The following is a 17,018-nucleotide window of genomic DNA, read 5'->3' on the forward strand; positions in this document are numbered from 1 at the left end:
GGGCGGAGCTTAGAGCAGGAAGTCGCTCGAATAGTAGCGCGTGAGGCCGGCGTCAATCTCGAAATCGGCGCGGCCGTCGCCATTCACGTCGCCGGAGATGATCGTGCCGGAGTAGCGCAGTTCGCCCGCCGTGCCGGAGAAGGCATCCTTGCCGATGAAGGTGAAGGCGTTGTTGCCGCTTCGGCCCGTATTGGCGTCGATGTCTCTGAGGTCGATGACGTCGCCCTCGCTGTCCGGCTTGAAGTCGTCGATCACGTCGCGCTGCGAGCCGACCTTGCTGTCGGAAACGCGGGTGAAGCGGAACGTATCGGCGCCGGAGCCGCCGACGAGGAAATCGTTGCCGCTGCCGCCGACCAGGAGGTCGTTGCCCGCGCCGCCGAGAAGGTCGTCATTGCCCGAACCGCCGTAGAGCTTGTCGTTGCCGCTGTCGCCGTAAAGGTCGTCGTTGCCGTTGTCGCCGTAAAGGATATCCTTGCCGGCGCCGCCATAGAGCCTGTCGTTGCCGCCGAGGCCTTCCAGTTGGTCGTTGCCGTTGCCGCCGCGCAGGATGTTCTTGCCGCCGGTGCCGATCAGCGTGTCATTGGAGCCGGTGCCCGTGGCGTTCTCGATGCTGGTCAGCTTCTCGTTGCGCCCGTCGACGGCCTTGGCGAAGCCCTTGTCGAGGTCGACATAGATGCCGCGGCCTTTCTCGCTGGAGGAATCCTGCAGCGAATAGTTGACCGTGTCGGTGCCGGAGCCGCCGTTGAACGCGTTGCGGTAGCCGACGGAGTAGAAGGTGTCGTTGCCGCTGTCGCCCCAATAGTCGCTGGCATAGGTCTTCACTTCGAACCGGTCGTTGCCGTCGCCGCCGTGGACCTTGTCATATTCGCCGCTGGCCCTGGCCGCGCCGCTGTGCTTGTAGACGTCGTTGCCGGAGCCGAGGAAGATATCGTTGCCGCCCTCGAAGCTGTTGCGCACGAGATCGTTGCCGCTGCCGGCCTCCACATAGTTGAGGCCGCCCCGGCTGTCGGTCCGGTTCAGAACGATTTCGTCATCGCCGCCATAGGTGTAGATTTCCACCTCGGTGCGAGAGTTCTGGACGACGTAATCGTCTCCATTCGTGCCTCTGTATACATAGGCCATGTCCTCGTTCCTTTCTGCAACCACGTGCCGTTGTCCGACTTCTAGCGCCGGCAAGCTGAACCGCTGTTGAACAAAGTGGGGAGACAGAAGGCATTTTCGAGGCCGGTTGCCAAAAAATCCGCAGCCGCAAGCCGGCGCGGCCAAAGCGGAAAACCTGCCGGGCCGCCGCCCGGGAGAATCACATTCCCGGAAAGTCGCTGGTTTCGAGGCAGATCCGAAAGCACGAAAGGCCGTTTGCCGGCCGCGTGCCGCAAGGTCTTCTTTCTGTGGGGGAACTGGCGGAGAAGAAGTCCGCTACACTCGCATACGCGCTTGTTCATCCCCGTTCAAAATAATCCTTATTCCCCTATGGTCCGCGCCGTGGCATGTTCGGCGGCGTTCACTTTTGTTCACGTCTAGCCGCGAATGAAAATGGGGAAGGAAGTGGGGAAGGATGGCAAGGGCCCTCAACATACTCAACGATGTGAAGGCGAAGAACATCAAGAAGGCCGGCCGGCATAGTGACGGCGGAGGGCTGTACCTCAATGTCGCCAAGGGTGGCTCAAAAAGCTGGCTATTTATGTGGACCCGCGACGGCAAGCGGCGCGAAATGGGCTTAGGGGCGTATCCGGCCATCGGCCTCGCCGCGGCACGGGCCGCCGCAACCAAGTTTCGCGAAGTCGTTGCCCTGGGCGGAGACCCCATCGCGGATAAGGCGAAGGAGGAAGAGCCGACCTTTGCACGGTGCGCAGAGATGTTCCTGGAAACCATGAAATCCGGCTGGCGGAATGAAAAGCATCAGGACCAATGGGAAATGACGCTCGGGGACGCCTACTGCAAGGATATTCGTTCGCTCCGGGTTTCTCTTATTGGCACCGACCATGTTCTAAAAGTGCTTTCCCCGATATGGACGGAAAAGGCTGAAACTGCCTCGCGGCTGCGGGGTCGCATTGAGCGCGTGCTCGACTTCGCAAAGGCTCGTGGCTGGCGCTCCGGCGAAAATCCTGCCGCCTGGCGAGGCAATCTCAAGCTCCTCCTCCCATCCCGAAAACGGCTCACTCGCGGGCACCATAGTGCAATGCCATATGCTGTCCTGCCATCTTTTATGGCGACCTTACGCGAGACCGAAGGCCTTTCAGCACGCGCCTTGGAATTGCTTATTCTCTGCGCCAACCGCTCCGCGGAGGTACGTTTGGCCGAATGGTTAGAGTTCGACCTTGACGCCAAATTGTGGATTATCCCCGCCGTGCGGATGAAGATGGGCAAGGAACACCGCGTTCCCTTATCAGATGCCGCGATCGATATGCTTCGTCAGCTCCATCAGCAGCGCCACGGGGACTATGTGAGAGCGGCGGTGCAAAAGTCGGCCACGGTAGCGGCGGCATAATGCTGCTGCGGGCGGAGTAAAATCCGGCCACCTATCTTCCTTCTGCAATGATCGCAGGAGGGACAGGGGATCTACACCGTGGAACTATATCTGAAGGTTCGTCTGGCTGTTTCGGAAGGGATGACGCAGCGTCAGGCGGCGAAGCATTTCAACATATCGCGCGACAGCGTGGCGAAGATGGTGTCGTATTCGACGCCACCCGGTTACCAGCGGCGATCACCGATCCGGCGCCCGAAGCTGGATGCGTTTGTTTCGACGATCGAGCATTGGCTCGACGAGGACCTGAAGGTGCCGCGCAAGCAGCGCCATACCGCCAGGCGGGTATTTGACCGCCTGCGCGACGAGTGCGGGTTCACCGGCGGCTACACGATCATCAAGGACTACATGCGCGAGCGGGATCAGCGCCGGCAGGAAGTGTTCGTGCCACTTGCCCATCCGCCGGGCCACGCGCAGGCCGATTTCGGCGAGGCGATGGTGGTGATCGGTGGTATAGAGCAGAAGGCCCGCTTCTTCGTGCTGGATCTTCCGCATAGTGATGGCTGCTATGTTCGGGCCTATCCGGCGGCGGTGGCCGAGGCCTGGGTGGACGGTCACATCCATGCATTCGCCTTCTTCGGGGGCGTGCCGCAATCGATCGTCTATGACAACGATCGCTGCCTTGTTGCCAAGATCCTGCCCGACGGCACCCGCAAGCGGGCGGCGTTGTTCAGCGGCTTCCTGTCCCACTACCTGATCCGCGATCGATATGGCCGTCCCGGAAAGGGCAATGACAAAGGGAATGTCGAGGGCCTTGTGGGCTACGCCCGGCGCAACTTCATGGTGCCGATCCCGCAGTTTGCGACATGGGATGCGTTCAACGCCTTTCTGGAGGAGCAGTGCCGCAAACGCCAGCGCGACAGGCTGCGCGGCGAGAGCGAGACGATCGGCGAGCGCCTGCAGCGGGATTTGGCGGCCATGCGTCCATTGCCGGCATCACCCTTCGATGCCTGCGATCAGGCCAGCACAAGCGTAACGGCCCAGTCTCTGGTACGCTACAAGACCAACGACTATTCCGTGCCTGTCGCCTACGGTCATCAGGACGTCTGGGTGCGGGGCTATGTCGACGAGGTGGTGATCGGCTGCCGTGGCGAGATCATTGCTCGCCATCCGCGATGCTGGGATCGGGAAGACGTCGTCTTCGACCCTATCCACTACCTGCCGCTGATCGAGCAGAAGATCAATTCTCTGGATCAGGCTGCACCTCTCCAAGGCTGGGACCTGCCCGGAGAGTTCGCCACACTGCGTCGCCTGATGGAAGGTCGCATGGCCAAGCATGGGCGGCGGGAATACGTGCAGGTTCTGCGCCTGCTGGAAAGCTTCGAACTCGCCGATCTGCATGCGGCCGTTAAGCAGGCCATTCAACTCGGCGCGATCGGTTTCGATGCGGTGAAGCATCTGATCCTGTGCCGGGTCGAGCGCCGGCCACCGCGGTTGGATTTGGCGATCTATCCTTACCTGCCACGGGCGACGGTCGAGAAGACCTCGGCAAAGGCGTATATGCGCCTCCTGTCGCCTGATGCGGGAGAAGCGGCATGAGCACTGAAGCACCCGAGATCCTGCTCGCGCACTATCTCAAGGCCCTGAAGCTGCCGACCTTCCAGCGCGAGCACCAGAAGCTGGCCCGGCTATGCGCAACCGAGGGCGTCGATCACGTCGGCTACCTGTTCCGGCTTGCCGAACGGGAAACGATCGAGCGGGATCGCCGCAAGGTCGAACGCCGGATCAAGGCGGCCAAATTCCCTGTCGTCAAAAGCCTCGACAGTTTCAACTTCGCCGCCATCCCCAAGCTCAACAAGATGCAGGTGCTGGAACTGGCGCGCTGCGAATGGATCGATCGGCGCGAGAACGTCATCGCTCTCGGTCCCAGCGGCACGGGCAAGACGCATGTGGCTCTCGGCCTCGGCCTGGCCGCCTGCCAGAAGGGCTTGTCCGTCGGCTTCACCACGGCCGCCGCCCTGGTCAGTGAGATGATGGAGGCGCGTGATGAGCGGCGTCTTCTCCGCTTCCAGAAGCAAATGGCGGCCTACAAGCTACTGATCATCGACGAGCTGGGCTTCGTCCCGCTATCAAAGACCGGCGCGGAGTTGCTGTTCGAGCTGATCTCGCAACGCTATGAGCGCGGTGCCACCCTGATCACCAGCAATCTGCCTTTCGACGAATGGACCGAAACCCTGGGATCCGAGCGTCTGACCGGCGCCCTGCTCGATCGCATCACCCACCACGTCAACATCCTCGAGATGAACGGCGACAGCTACCGTCTCGCCCAAAGCCGCGCCCGAAAGGCCGGCTGAAGCCTTCTCTGAAAATCGCCGCGCGCGCCTGAGACCCCCGCTCGGGCTACGCCCTCCCGGCGGTCTCAGGCGCGCGCCAAGGTGGCCGACTTTTGCTCCGCCCCGTGGCCGGTTTTTACTCCGCCGTTGACAGATGAACGCACATGACGAAAATCGCTGTAACTCTTCCTGAAGCCGTAGCGCTGAGCGGCATCGGTCGGACAAAGCTCTATCAGCTTTTCAAGGACGGCACGCTGAAGCCGCGGAAAATCGGTTCGCGCACTCTCGTTATCGTGGAAGAGCTTGAGGCCTACCTCAAGAATCTTCCGGTTGCCGCTTAACGGAGGCAACCATGAAAACGACGAACCCGGCGGCGCGAGCAGGCGCCAACCGGGTCCAGAATGTCAAAGCGTTTCACAGCAGCATCGACAATCTGGACCTTACCGAAAACACCCTCAAAAATCAATCTGAAATGCTGGCGGCCCACTCCGTCATGCGTAGGTTCGGCGTGTCGTATTTCCACGCCCTGACCGTCTGCCAGCTCTCCGGCCTTGGAGGTACGGCAGCATGACAAAGCTCACCTTGCGCGCAGTCATCACACTTCCGGACGGCTCCGAAAGCCTTCCCGTCACCGTCGTGGGTAGGGATGCATGGCTTTTGGATCAGCTTATCGAAGTCGGCTCCCGCGGCCTGACATCGATCGAGCGGCCCGCTCCTCGAATTGCCCACTACTGCTGGAAGTTGCGGGGCTTCGGCTTCGACATCGATACCGAATATGAAGAGCATGCCGGCCCGTTCCCCGGCAAACACGGTCGTTATCGCCTCCTCTCCAAAGTCCGCATCATTGCGGACAGTCGGAAGGCGGTGGCAGCGTGAAGAATATCAAAGCTCGCCACATCGGTAGCAAAGAAATCAACGGCCGGCCGGTGGGGTTCTTTACCCCGCCGCACGGCGAACCGGATTTCCTCTGGGTCGAGGTCGAGGCTTTGGCCGGGGCGTTCTTGCCAGAAGATGCAGCGCGCCGGATGCTGGAGCATTGCCAAAACTTCGACCGGGATAATCGGCCCGTAGTAGCTGCTCAAAACGGTAGCTCAATCGTGACGATCATGTGCCACGCCATGGCGCAAGGCCTCTGCGGCGCAATCGATCAACTACTACACGACTATCAGAAATCCGATGATGAATGGGGCGGCGGCCCGGCAGAAACCGCGTACTGCGTAGCTGCTGGCCAGATGATGGCTGACCATTGGCCGCTGCCCATCGTGCAGCTTGCCGAAGCCTTTCACAATCAGGGCGGCCCATTCATGCGGGGTGGAAAATGAGCACCGCCCTCGACGCCAGCTATATCCCTGAACTGGAGCAAGAGGTGCTTGGCGCGCTCCTCCTCTCCGGTGACGTCAAACATGTACCCGGCTCTTTGGAGCCGGGACACTTCATCGAGCCATTCCACCGCGAACTGTTCGCCAGCATGAAGCAGGCGGCCGACCAATACCGCTCCATCCGCCTGGATCTCGTTCGCAACGTGCTGGCCGCGACCGTCGACATGGAGGGGGTAGCAAAGCAGCTCGGCATTCCCGTGCCGGAATACCTCGCCCGCCTGGTCGGTGGCACCGTGCGCGGCGCCGCCGGCCTGAAGGACAGCGTTCCTGCCATGATGCACCAGTGGGCGCGCTTCTCGTTGGGGCGCGAGGCCGAACGCGTGCTGCTCGCCGCGGCTGATCCGGGCACCAGTCCGGCGGATATCATCCGCACTGCGACCCAGGCCTTCGATGAAGTTTCGTCCGCTCTCCGGCGCGGCAAGCATCGCAAGACCCTGTTCAGCATCGGCGAAGCTTCAGAGAATGCTGTCTCGGCAGTGTCCGACGCGATGAAGCAGGGCGGCGGCCTCACGGGCACGACCTGGGGCCTCGCCGACGTAAACCGCGCCACGGGTGGAATACAGGCGGGGGAGATGACCATCATCGGCGCCCGCCCGTCGATGGGCAAGACGGCGGTAGCCCTCTCCATCGCCATCCAGGCGGCGCAGGCCGGTGCCGGTGTCGGGTTTATCTCGCTGGAAATGGCAGCTCGCTCCTTGGCCTTGCGTGCCCTGACCGACATTGCCTTCAACGAACATGGTGTGTTTCGGCATGGAATAAGGACCCCGCAAATGGGGTGATCGGCGTCCAAACGGGACCCCCATCTGCGATGGGGTTACAACAGCCTCCGGTTTCATTGGAGGCTTTTTATTTGGATGCTTGTTGTGGAGACAATTCTGAAGATACGTCGGCTTTCCCGTGTGCAGGGCAAGACGATCAAGGCGATCTGCCGGGAGTTGGGTGTATCGCGGAAAGTGGTGCGGAAGGTTCTGCGCAGCGATGAGACGGAGTTCAAGTACGAGCGGACCCGTCAACCTCAGCCGAAGCTCGGCCCCTGGCGCGATCAGCTCGATGGAATGCTGCTCGCCAATGCGGCCAAATCCTCTCGCGAACGGCTGACACTGATCCGGCTGTTCGAGGACTTGCGCGACCTCGGCTACGAGGGCGGTTACGACACCGTCCGGCGTTACGCCCGAACCTGGGCGAAGGAACGCGGCTCGGTTACGGCGGAAGCCTACGTGCCGCTCTATTATGCGCCGGGCGAGGCTTACCAGTTTGACTGGAGCCACGAGATCGTCGTGCTGAACGGCGTGACGACGACGGTAAAGGTGGCGCATGTCCGGCTCTGCCACAGCCGGATGATGTATGTGAGAGCCTATCCGCGCGAGACGCAGGAGATGGTCTTCGATGCCCATGACCGGGCATTTGCGTTCTTCGGCGGGGCCTGCACGCGCGGCATCTACGATAACATGAAGACGGCGGTGGAGACGGTCTTCGTCGGCAGGGAACGACAATACAATCGCCGCTTCCTGCAGATGTGTAGCCATTACCTGATCGAGCCGGTGGCCTGCACGCCGGCGTCGGGGTGGGAGAAGGGCCAGGTCGAGAACCAGGTCAACCTGGTGCGGGAACGCTTCTTCACGCCACGGCTGCGCTTCAAGTCCTACGATGAACTGAATGGCTGGTTGCTGGACAAGTGCATCAGCTATGCCCGCGCCCATAAGCATGTCGATCAAACGGAGCGCACGATCTGGGAGGTGTTCGATGGGGAACGGCCGCACCTGGTCGGCTATCCCGGCAAGTTCGACGGCTTCCACGCGGTGCAGGCCTCGATCGGCAAGACCTGCCTCGTGCGTTTCGACAACAACAAATACTCGGTGCTATCCACGGCAGTCGGCCGCCCGGCCGAGATACATGCCTATGCAGATCGCATCGTCATCCGGCAGGATGGCGTGGAGATCGGCCAACACGATCGCTGCTTCGGCCGTGGCGAGACGATCTATAATCCCTGGCATTACGTGCCGGTCCTGACCCGCAAGCCGGGAGCACTGCGCAACGGTGCGCCATTCCACGACTGGGTTTTGCCCGCCGCCATGGAGAAGGTGCGCCGCCGGCTGAAGTCCATGCATGACGGCGACCGGCAGATGGTGTCGATCCTCGAATGTGTGGGCCTGGACGGGCTCCCCGCCGTCGAAGCGGCCTGCCAGGAGGCGCTCGATCAGGGCGTGTTCTCGGCTGCCGTCATCATCAACATCCTGGCCCGCAAGCGTGATCCGCAGCCGGCCGCCATCCTTTCCATTCCCGATGCGCTTCGCCTGACCCACGAGCCTCTGGCCGATTGCGCGCGTTACGACAGCCTCAGGAGGGCAAGCTGATATGGAACGATCCCAAATCCTCGACATGATGGGCACGCTGAAGCTGTTCGGCATGCGCAGCGCTTATGACGAGATCATGGCCTCCGGCATCAAGCGGCAGCACGAACCGCCGCGCATCGTGGGTGACCTGCTACAGTCGGAGATCGCCGAGAAGCAAGCACGCTCCATCAAATACCAGATCACCGTCGCCAAGCTGCCGCTGGCCAAGGACATCGACGACTTCGACTTCACCGACACGCCGGTCAACGAAGGGCTCGTGCGCCAGCTTGCGACAGGAGCCTTCCTCGCCGAGCAGCACAATATCGTTCTGGTCGGCGGAACCGGCACGGGGAAGTCCCACTTGTCCATCGCCCTTGCTCGTGCTCTGATCCGCAACGGAGCACGCGGTCGCTTCTTCAACGTCGTCGACCTCGTCAATCGGCTTGAGACGGAGGCACGTAGCGGAAAGCAGGGGCGGCTGGCCGACTTCATCACCAGGCTCGACTTCGTCATCATGGACGAACTCGGCTACCTCCCATTCGCTCAGGCCGGCGGCCAGCTCCTCTTCCATCTGATCAGCAGGCTCTACGAGCGGACCTCGATCATCGTCACGACAAACCTGGCGTTCGGCGAGTGGCCCGCCGTATTCGGCGACGCCAAAATGACCGCCGCTCTGCTCGACAGACTAACCCACCATTGCGAGATCGTGGAAACCGGGAACGAATCCTGGCGCTTCAAAAACCGCTCTCAAAGCTAAAGCCGAAAAGACAAACAACCCGCGCCCGCAGGCCCCTGCGCTAAATGGAGAGCTCCGGGCCTACGCGCGCTGACCCGATGCAACCAGAGGCAGGGGTCCCTTTTGGGAGCCGATAGGGGGTCCCGTTTCGATGCCGATTGACAGCAAAAAAAATCGCACCGCCTTAACAGAGACGTTACAGGGCCCACGGAATGAAGCACGCTCAGGCTCACCGCTTCGCGGCGACGTCGCTTTCATCGCGCGTCAGGAACTGCAGCGTCACGGCGCCGATGTTCTCCTCAAGCCATTTTGCCATTGCAAGCTCCTCATCGAGGATGCGACGGCAGACGGTAGCCGTCTCCTCATCGCCAACGTATTCGGCCGTGGCAATCAGAATTCTGTAGCTGGCGATTTCCATATGTTCGAAGGTGTAACTGGCAAGCGAGCCTTTGACCACTTCATCGCTGGCGAAAACGCCCCCCATCCCCTGAGCCATTGCCGTGAGTTTGCCGGCGGCGTCTTTGAAAGCCGAGTTGCCTTCGCCTAACCTGTCCAGGCACCCCTTGAGTAGCAGTGCTTGCTGCTTCGTTTCATCGATATGCTTGCCGATCCGGGCTTTCAACTCGGGATAATTTTCCAACCGTTCGAACTGCGCGTTCAGCATCGTCTCGGCCTGCTCTTCCATTGCGTGGGCGTCTCGAAGCCATGCGATCAGATTATCTCGGGCGCTTGTAGCCATTTGCTTTTCTCCTCTTGTGAAGAGAGCGGAACCATGGCGCCGCTGCATTGTTCCCATGATGAAAGGAGAACAACGATGTCAAAGCCCGACAAGACCGAAACCGTCTCGCCCACGCCTTCGGTCGAGGATCCACACCCCGGCAGCATCTCTGACGGTACGCACCCTGCAGCAAGGGAACACAAGCAACCAAACTCGACTGAAACCAGAAGCGCGGAGCGTGTTTCCGGAAGTGGCGGGAAGCCGGCGCCCAAGGATGAGGGGAGACGGATCAATTCTGAAGCTCCAAGACACCCGAATAAGGGTGCCTACGGGACTTGAGAGCCGCACATCCAGCCCAGCATCAGTGTCGGCCTAGGTTAAGGCGAGGCTGTCAGATGAGAAGGGTCGCTCGAACACGGCTACAAATTTTTGTTGCCCCGCCGAACGATGACTCCCACGCAAACGAACATCGCGGCCGCGGCGAGCGAGGCAAACACCACAAGCGGATGCGCGGCGGAAACGGGGGCGACACCCGAAAATGCGAGAAGGGGAAGGAGTATGAGAACGATGGTCCCCGCAAAGTACAGATAGGCTATTCGTTTTCCGAGCTCGTTCATTTATCTGCTTTCGGTTTCGCCATCCGCACTCCCTTCCCCTCCGTATAGCTATGTCAGTTATCCAAACCGATCAGGGAGCAGAGTCAAGCCCATCCGATTGGAATAGCATCCCGGGTCGTTCAAGCTATGTCAAATAGCCCGCCTCAGTTGCGGCCGCTAGAAAAGCCTCTCGCGCCTTTTGGGGCGGCGCCTTACCCTATAGGGCCAGCAAGCAGACGGACTTTACAGTGCGAGTGCGTCGCCTTCATCGACTGGCCACTCTCCTAGCAAGATGAGGGCCGCTTCGGCGGCGCTGGAGACCGACTGATTTCGACCCAGCTTGGATGTGTCGATCGTTACAGGTGGGTTCCAGTACCCGCAATTCATCGCTCTCCTGCGCCCAAAGCGAAGGCCCGCCGGAGCGGGGCAGGTAGAAAAGATATAGTGAACGTGTCGGCGAACGCAAAGCCGGAGACGTTGTTCCCCTAGAGAGAATTTATGATAGGAGCTGGTCGCTGAGTAAAGCGAGAGCTGTTGATGTCACGGCTGACCCGGTGCATCTGCATCTGGCCGTCGATATGGTGAGTGAGGATGCCCTTGAGGTTTTCCTTCGGAGTGGCCGGGTTCAGCCACCCCTCGAAAACCTCGGGATCGAGGATGACGGGCATACGGTCGTGGATCTGGCTAATAGGTGCCACTGCCGGCGCGGTGATGATGGTGCAGCTGGTCACGTCGAGTTTGCTGTTGTGCGCCCAAAGGCCGGCGAAGGCGAAGGGCTTCTCCCCCGGCATCTGGATAAGCCATGGGTCCTTGCCGCCATCGTTGGCCTTGGTCCATTCGTAGAAGCCATCTGCGGGGATCAAGCAGCGCCGCGACTTGAACGCGTCCCGAAAAGCCGGCCCGGTATCGACGGTCTCGATCCTCGCATTGAACATCGCGGCCTTGGGCATCTCCTTGGCCCAGTGAGGCACGAGCCACCACCGGCCATCATCGACGACCTGGTTGCCGTCATCATCAATTCGGACAAACGGGACGGTCTGGGTCGGGGCGATGTTATAGCGCGCCTCGGTGTTGCGGATCACATACTTGTCGGTCAGGCGGTAGAGCGAAACGAGCTCCCGCCATGACAGCATCTGCGTGAAGCGGCCGCACATATCCCTCCCCCCTCAGTCTCGAAGCTTCCTGATCGAGACGCTTGTCCGGTTGTTGCAATCGATCGCCAGGATGTGATGGTCCGCCAGGGAGGCGATAGCCGCGCAGGCCTCGCCCTCATCCCATCCTGCCTTGATCGCCTTCCAGACAAGCGCCTGGAATTCTGCCTCTAACGCCTCTTCGCATTGGAGAAACCGGTCTTGTTGGCTGCTGGTCGCGCGAGGTTCGGTGATTGGCATGCGATGGAGGATAGGGCGCTGGCGTCGGGCCGACAAGATAGTGCCGGTACGCGTCGATCGGCATCGTAGGCCACCGGTTCCTAGTTTCGTAAGGCGCGTTAGCCGAAATCCTGAAGAGCCGAGGCGATTACGACGGCGTTCATAAACAGCAACAGCCCGATCATTCCGACTGCAAGTGCAATCGATATCTGCCTGCCAGCCGAAATGCGGTGCCGTTTCTTCAATAGATTAACCTTCCAATAAAGACCTCGGTTAAAGGCTAATGGGCAGGCAACACTTTCGTTCCGCAATGGATGGAACCGCTGCGCCCTAGCCGCATTGGTGATGCGGGCAAAGGATTGATACCTATGGCTTTGATAACACCGCCTAGAGAACTGCCGGTGCAAGGCGACCGGTCGCTTGAATGCGAACTTGCGCTAGACCTTCCACTTCGCCAGTTGGTCGACGACGCAATATCAGCCGGATGGGAGCCCAACGAGGTATTCGGCGCGCTCACCAGGCTCACGGAGAAGGCGTGCGCGAGCACGTCTGACCAGTGTGTTCGACTTTGAAAAGCAGTGTCTCAAGCTCTCTAGCGCTGAAGCTCGATTCGAGCCTACGTTTTGCTTCGTCCACCAAAACCTGATCCGGCACTTCGGATGCAGTATTGATTGGGACAAGTGCCAAGAGTTCATGCCCCGGCTGATTTCGATAAGCTCTTACGATTAATAGGTTCGCCATTTCTCTCCCCTTTTTCGTCTACGGCGATAGTACGTTGACTGCTTGCATCGTGGACGTGTGAGAATGGGGGCTTATTCGAGTGTCGAAGAGTTTCATATTCTCGGCATTGCCTAGGCGATGCCAGAGTTCTGCGAGCAATACGCGCACGCGCGCGAGGGGATGTGCGGCGCCAGTGTCGAGACAGGAGAAAACGATGGCTAACCGTAACGACCTGAACGACCACATCAACCGCCTCCGCGACCAACTCCGTCTGTTGGCATTAGCTGCACGGTCACTAGAGGATTCTGACGACGCGAGTGCAATGCATCTCGGCGTCTCCCAGGCGAAGATGGTCGCTGATGAGATCAAAGCCCTGTTGGTGAATGATATCGGCCCCGCCACATCCACGAGCGAGGAGCACTAGCTATGGACGCATCCGGTAGCCGGGTGGATTTCCAAATCAGCGCTGGCGGTAATGTGCCCGTGGGGCACATTTATACGCCGAGGCGTGGCGGTCGGGGCCTCAAAGAGGGTGATGCTAGCGCGGCGGCTATTTCGATCGGCTGTTTCTCTTCGCCGAACCCAAGAGCCGGCGGTATGCGCCAGTGTAATCGGGCTGGACCGGAAGCTCGCTCATCCATTGCTGCACATCCGCCATCCGCCAACGCACGGCTTTGCCTCCCAGGCCAATTGGACGAGGGAACGTCCCGTCCTTGATCTTACGGTAGATAGTCGCCGCGCTGTACTTCGTTATCTCCTTGACTTCACGCATACGGAGCAAAGACTCGAGACCGAGCTGTAGTGATGGCGCCTCAGGCGCCAGGTTGGGTGGTGGTGGCGATTGCGGCACGGCTCGCCTCTTCGCTTCGTCTTCGGCGTCCATTCGCGCCCTTCGTCGAGCTAGAGCCTTGACCAAGTCCGTTAGCGCCTTTTCCACATCCTGTAGAAGCTCTCGATCCATCTTTTCTCTTCCGCTAGAACCAAGTCGCAAAACGAGGCAGATGGCATTTTCGGTGATAGTGAATGCCCGCGTGAAGGCCATCTTGAAAACAATCAAAATTAATCAAGTTGGGAAAGCGCCCAGATCCGCTACGCGTGGAAATTAGAGAATCATCGCTCACCCAAAGCAAGCGGTCAAACTGATCACGGAAATGTGAAGTGGGGAAAGGTGTGGGGAAGGCCAATTCCCGGCGTCAGTTTAATGATGGATTACAACGCTCTAGGAAAAGAAACTGGCGGAGAAGAAGGGATTCGAACCCTCGATACCGTTTCCGGTATACTCCCTTAGCAGGGGAGCGCCTTCGACCACTCGGCCACCTCTCCGCTCGCGGTTTCACTATGCGGCAGAGCTTGCGATTGCAAGGCCTTTTTGTTTTTCGCCCACATTTTGATGACAGCGCCGGGCCTTCGGGGTGAAAGCCGGATGGCGGCGCTGCCGAATTCGGCCTCCTGCGCGCAAGGCCGTTCCTGAAAGGGATGCCCGGCGGACAGCGGCGTCGGCTCCGAGGCGTGATTCACGGCGCGGGCGGGTTCGAAAGGGCGTTTTCGCGCACGGCCGGGTCGCAGGTTTGCGACCTTATATATAGGGTCGTGTCGGAGGGCCTGTTCCCAGGCCCATGATCCCGGCGGGCGAACCGCCTCGTTGGAGCCGGAAAACCCGCCGCGTGATTCCCCGAATCGAAACGCGAAAAGCGGATGTCCAGGCCTCCGGTTCGGGCTGCCGCGGCGTCTCCGGCGGGCGGGCGGCGGCGCGCAAATCGTCTTCGTGCCACGGGAAAGGGCGGTCCTTGCCCTTCTTTTGCCTGGTCTATGGCAAGGGAATTGAGGAAATCCGCTTCGCTAAGTGCCCGCTTCATAAGGCCTTTTGTTAATGATCCATAAACTTTTAGCGATCCGCCCGGCCATTTTGTGTCCTTTCCGCAACAGCGCGGGGCGAAGGCTGACACAAACCCGACCTGCTTTCAGTTTGGAGATTGCTTACGGAGGCGCGTCTTGTATTTTCACCTTCGGAAGCAGGGGCGGTTGATCGTCCGCTTCCTGAACTTGGGGATGGGGCAGGGAACGCTGTCCTTCAGCAAAAAACCCAGACCCGTTTGAAACTTTTTGACTGGAGGTCAGAAATGAACATCAAGAGCCTTCTTATCGGCTCCGCTGCTGCACTTGCAGCAGTATCCGGCGCCCAGGCTGCCGACGCTATCGTTGCTGCCGAGCCCGAGCCGCTGGAATATGTTCGCGTTTGCGACGCATTCGGCACGGGTTACTTCTACATCCCGGGCACCGAAACCTGCCTGCAGATCAGCGGCTACGTCCGTTTCCAGGTAGACTTTGCTGAAGATTCGGCTGGCATTAACAGTGACGACTGGGGTTACCGCGCTCGTACCCGTGGTTACCTCTCGCTCGACGCCAAGAGCGACACCGAGCTTGGCACGCTGACCGGTCACATCGACCTTCAGGCCGACTCGCACCAGGACACGTTCCTTGACGGTGCATGGATCCAGCTCGGCGGCTTCAAGGCTGGTTACTTCTACACGGAATGGGATAAGGGCATCAACGGCGAGACCGATTGGCTCGATGGCGACGGCATTGGCCTTCTGGGCGGCGCTGCAGGCGGTCACACGCTGCTGAACGCCGTATCGTACAAGTACGAAGGCGGCGCCTTCGCTGCTACCGTTGCTCTCGAATCCTTCAACAACGCCCGTGACGGCTTCGCTGAATTCGAAGACGGCCTCGGTATCTCGGGTGTTGTCACCGGTTCGTTCGGCGCCGTCAGCGCTGACTTGCTCGGCTCCTACGACTTCGACGCTGAACAGGGCGCCATTCGTGGCCTCATTTCTGCTGACGTCGGTCCGGGCACGCTGCAGGCTGCTGCTGTCTGGTCTTCGGGCGCAAGCCGTTACTGGGATGCTTCCGAATGGTCGGTTGCTGCTTCGTACAAGGCTAACATCTCTGAAAAGCTGGCAATCACCCCCGGCTTCCAGTACTGGGGCACGATCGACCACGCTGGCCTCGGCGGCGACTACATTGGTGACCGCGACGCTTGGCGCGCTGGCGTTACGCTCGATTACACGATCGTAACTGACCTGGCCCTGAAGACTACGGTTAACTACACCGACATCGATGAAAACGGCCCTCTCCGTTCTGTCAAGGGTGACGGCAGCGACCGGTGGTCGGGCTTCGTCCGTCTGCAGCGTTCGTTCTAATCTGACGTTGGTTGGATGAAACAGCCCGCAGCCTCCGAAGGCTGCGGGCTGTTGCGTTTATGACACACAAGTTGCCGCATATACTGTCGAAAGTTGAAGGCAATTCAGTCTCCCCTTGAAAAGCCCGAGGGTCATGTGAGGCACTGCCCACAGACACTTGCTTTACGAGATGACTGTGGTTCGTTCGGCGAAAGACGACGATAGCAGCAGTTTCGGGCATCCCGCATCGGGTGCCTACAGCTTGCACTATCAATTCTCGCTCGGCGCTTCTGTCCGAGCGGTGAAACACGTCACTTTGAAGGAGTTGCTCAAGCGGTACGTCGACATTCTCTGGGAGCCAGGGTCACATAAATACAACGTGACATCATTCGTCCTGGAGCTCGATGAAATCCGGCTTGGTAGCGAATTCACTGTTTTTACCGACGAAATGGTCGACGAACTTATCGCCTCACTTCGCAAACGCGGCAACAGCAACGCAACCATCAATCGCAAGATGGCTGCGCTTAGCAAATTGCTGCGGAAAGCGTACAAGATGGGCGACATTCATAGCCTGCCAGAGTTCAAGCGCCAGAAGGAAAAGGCTGGCCGTATCCGTTTCCTTGAGCCCGAGGAGGAGGCACGGTTGTTCAATGCGATCGCCGCCCGTAACGAACTCTACGGTCGCTTCTGCATATTCCTTGTTGATACAGGCGCGCGACTTGGGGAGGGCATATCGCTCCAGTGGCAGGACATCCGCAAAGGCCGGGTGACCTTCTGGATAACGAAATCCGGCAAAAGCCGTTCTGTGCCCCTGACTGCTCGAGCCCTGGCTGCTTTGAAAGCATCGGACAGAGCAAAACGCGGTCCGTTTTATGGGATCGAACAGGCCCAATTCCGTGCCGAATGGAACAAGGCCAAGGAAGAGGTCGGCCTCGGCCATGACGATGACGTTGTTCCTCACGTTCTCAGACACACCTGCGCATCGCGACTTGTTCAGGGCGGTGTTGATTTGCGACGTGTGCAGACGTGGCTGGGTCATCAGACCCTGCAGATGACCATGCGCTATGCGCACCTGGCGTCGCACGACCTCGACATGTGCGTTCCTATTCTCGAGCGTGCTGCTCAACCGCAGCCCCCCGGTAGGGAATACGACGACTAATCTCACCAGTCGCTGTTCTAACTGCACTCTG

General features: G+C 59.8%; 17 protein-coding genes, 1 tRNA gene and 2 pseudogenes. 13 read left to right on the plus strand and 7 right to left on the minus strand.

Features of this window, described 5'->3' with window-relative positions:
• Positions 1-9: 9 nt before the first annotated feature.
• Positions 10-1,122 (minus strand): calcium-binding protein, encoded by a 1,113-nt coding sequence (locus tag shn_RS05805; protein WP_064329561.1) that lies wholly within the window; start codon positions 1,120-1,122, stop codon positions 10-12.
• Between the two features lie 433 nt (positions 1,123-1,555).
• Here shn_RS05805 and shn_RS05810 point away from each other — a divergent pair, with 433 nt between their 5' ends.
• From shn_RS05810 to istB (shn_RS05850), 10 genes and pseudogenes are all read left to right on the plus strand, one after another.
• Entirely contained in the window at positions 1,556-2,488 is a 933-nt protein-coding gene (locus shn_RS05810) for an integrase arm-type DNA-binding domain-containing protein (protein WP_064329562.1), read from the plus strand.
• Positions 2,489-2,608: 120 nt separating this feature from the next.
• The gene (gene istA, locus shn_RS05815) at positions 2,609-4,063 is read left to right on the plus strand and encodes an IS21 family transposase (RefSeq protein ID WP_084437716.1); all 1,455 of its coding nucleotides are present in this window, start codon (positions 2,609-2,611) and stop codon (positions 4,061-4,063) included.
• Entirely contained in the window at positions 4,060-4,818 is a 759-nt protein-coding gene (gene istB / locus shn_RS05820; RefSeq protein WP_064328977.1) for an IS21-like element helper ATPase IstB, read from the plus strand. Before istA (shn_RS05815) ends, istB (shn_RS05820) begins: the two co-directional genes overlap by 4 nt.
• A gap of 143 nt (positions 4,819-4,961) precedes the next feature.
• Positions 4,962-5,138 (plus strand): AlpA family transcriptional regulator, encoded by a 177-nt coding sequence (locus shn_RS34910; protein WP_084437816.1) that lies wholly within the window; start codon positions 4,962-4,964, stop codon positions 5,136-5,138.
• Between the two features lie 11 nt (positions 5,139-5,149).
• On the plus strand, positions 5,150-5,368 hold the full coding sequence (locus tag shn_RS05825) for a hypothetical protein (protein ID WP_064329563.1): 219 nt from the start codon (positions 5,150-5,152) through the stop codon (positions 5,366-5,368).
• Positions 5,365-5,673: a hypothetical protein gene (locus shn_RS05830; protein WP_064329564.1), complete on the plus strand. Its 309-nt coding sequence runs from the start codon at positions 5,365-5,367 to the stop codon at positions 5,671-5,673. The genes shn_RS05825 and shn_RS05830 overlap by 4 nt, the downstream gene beginning before the upstream one ends.
• Complete coding sequence (locus tag shn_RS05835) at positions 5,670-6,119, plus strand: hypothetical protein (protein WP_064329565.1); 450 nt, start codon at positions 5,670-5,672, stop codon at positions 6,117-6,119. Before shn_RS05830 ends, shn_RS05835 begins: the two co-directional genes overlap by 4 nt.
• A complete protein-coding gene (locus shn_RS05840; protein WP_064329566.1) occupies positions 6,116-6,955 on the plus strand; it encodes a DnaB-like helicase C-terminal domain-containing protein in 840 nt (279 codons plus the stop codon). Before shn_RS05835 ends, shn_RS05840 begins: the two co-directional genes overlap by 4 nt.
• Before the next feature lie 75 nt (positions 6,956-7,030).
• Positions 7,031-8,599, plus strand: a pseudogene (gene istA, locus shn_RS05845) (IS21 family transposase).
• Positions 8,532-9,266, plus strand: a complete 735-nt coding sequence (istB, locus tag shn_RS05850; RefSeq protein WP_003501246.1) for an IS21-like element helper ATPase IstB — start codon at positions 8,532-8,534, stop codon at positions 9,264-9,266. Before istA (shn_RS05845) ends, istB (shn_RS05850) begins: the two are co-directional and overlap by 68 nt.
• A gap of 208 nt (positions 9,267-9,474) precedes the next feature.
• On the opposite strand, the gene shn_RS05855 is transcribed toward istB (shn_RS05850), so the two are convergent.
• The 4 genes and pseudogenes from shn_RS05855 to shn_RS05865 form a co-directional block, all read right to left on the minus strand.
• On the minus strand, positions 9,475-9,984 hold the full coding sequence (locus shn_RS05855) for a ferritin-like domain-containing protein (protein ID WP_064329567.1): 510 nt from the start codon (positions 9,982-9,984) through the stop codon (positions 9,475-9,477).
• A gap of 720 nt (positions 9,985-10,704) precedes the next feature.
• Positions 10,705-10,749 (minus strand): annotated as a pseudogene (locus shn_RS37580) (hypothetical protein); the annotation flags it as partial.
• A gap of 53 nt (positions 10,750-10,802) precedes the next feature.
• Positions 10,803-10,946, minus strand: a complete 144-nt coding sequence (locus shn_RS37585; protein WP_145925877.1) for a DUF982 domain-containing protein — start codon at positions 10,944-10,946, stop codon at positions 10,803-10,805.
• A gap of 98 nt (positions 10,947-11,044) precedes the next feature.
• Positions 11,045-11,713 (minus strand): SOS response-associated peptidase, encoded by a 669-nt coding sequence (locus shn_RS05865; RefSeq protein WP_064329569.1) that lies wholly within the window; start codon positions 11,711-11,713, stop codon positions 11,045-11,047.
• 1,150 nt (positions 11,714-12,863) lie between these two features.
• On the opposite strand from shn_RS05865, the gene shn_RS05875 reads away from it, so the two are divergent.
• Positions 12,864-13,073 (plus strand): hypothetical protein, encoded by a 210-nt coding sequence (locus shn_RS05875; protein WP_064329571.1) that lies wholly within the window; start codon positions 12,864-12,866, stop codon positions 13,071-13,073.
• A 126-nt stretch (positions 13,074-13,199) separates the two neighbouring features.
• On the opposite strand, the gene shn_RS05880 is transcribed toward shn_RS05875, so the two are convergent.
• Both shn_RS05880 and shn_RS05885 read right to left on the minus strand, forming a co-directional pair.
• Positions 13,200-13,532 carry an AlpA family transcriptional regulator gene (locus tag shn_RS05880; RefSeq protein WP_084438284.1) on the minus strand — a complete coding sequence of 111 codons (333 nt, stop codon included), beginning with the start codon at positions 13,530-13,532 and terminating at the stop codon, positions 13,200-13,202.
• 350 nt (positions 13,533-13,882) lie between these two features.
• A tRNA-Ser gene (locus shn_RS05885) sits at positions 13,883-13,972 on the minus strand.
• 797 nt (positions 13,973-14,769) lie between these two features.
• On the opposite strand from shn_RS05885, the gene shn_RS05890 reads away from it, so the two are divergent.
• Both shn_RS05890 and shn_RS05895 read left to right on the plus strand, forming a co-directional pair.
• Positions 14,770-15,849: a porin gene (locus shn_RS05890; RefSeq protein ID WP_064329572.1), complete on the plus strand. Its 1,080-nt coding sequence runs from the start codon at positions 14,770-14,772 to the stop codon at positions 15,847-15,849.
• A gap of 169 nt (positions 15,850-16,018) precedes the next feature.
• Positions 16,019-16,987 carry a site-specific integrase gene (locus shn_RS05895; RefSeq protein WP_064332467.1) on the plus strand — a complete coding sequence of 323 codons (969 nt, stop codon included), beginning with the start codon at positions 16,019-16,021 and terminating at the stop codon, positions 16,985-16,987.
• Positions 16,988-17,018 lie beyond the last annotated feature (31 nt).

Origin of the sequence: Shinella sp. HZN7, assembly GCF_001652565.1 — a bacterium.
GTDB classification, from domain to species: domain Bacteria; phylum Pseudomonadota; class Alphaproteobacteria; order Rhizobiales; family Rhizobiaceae; genus Shinella; species Shinella granuli.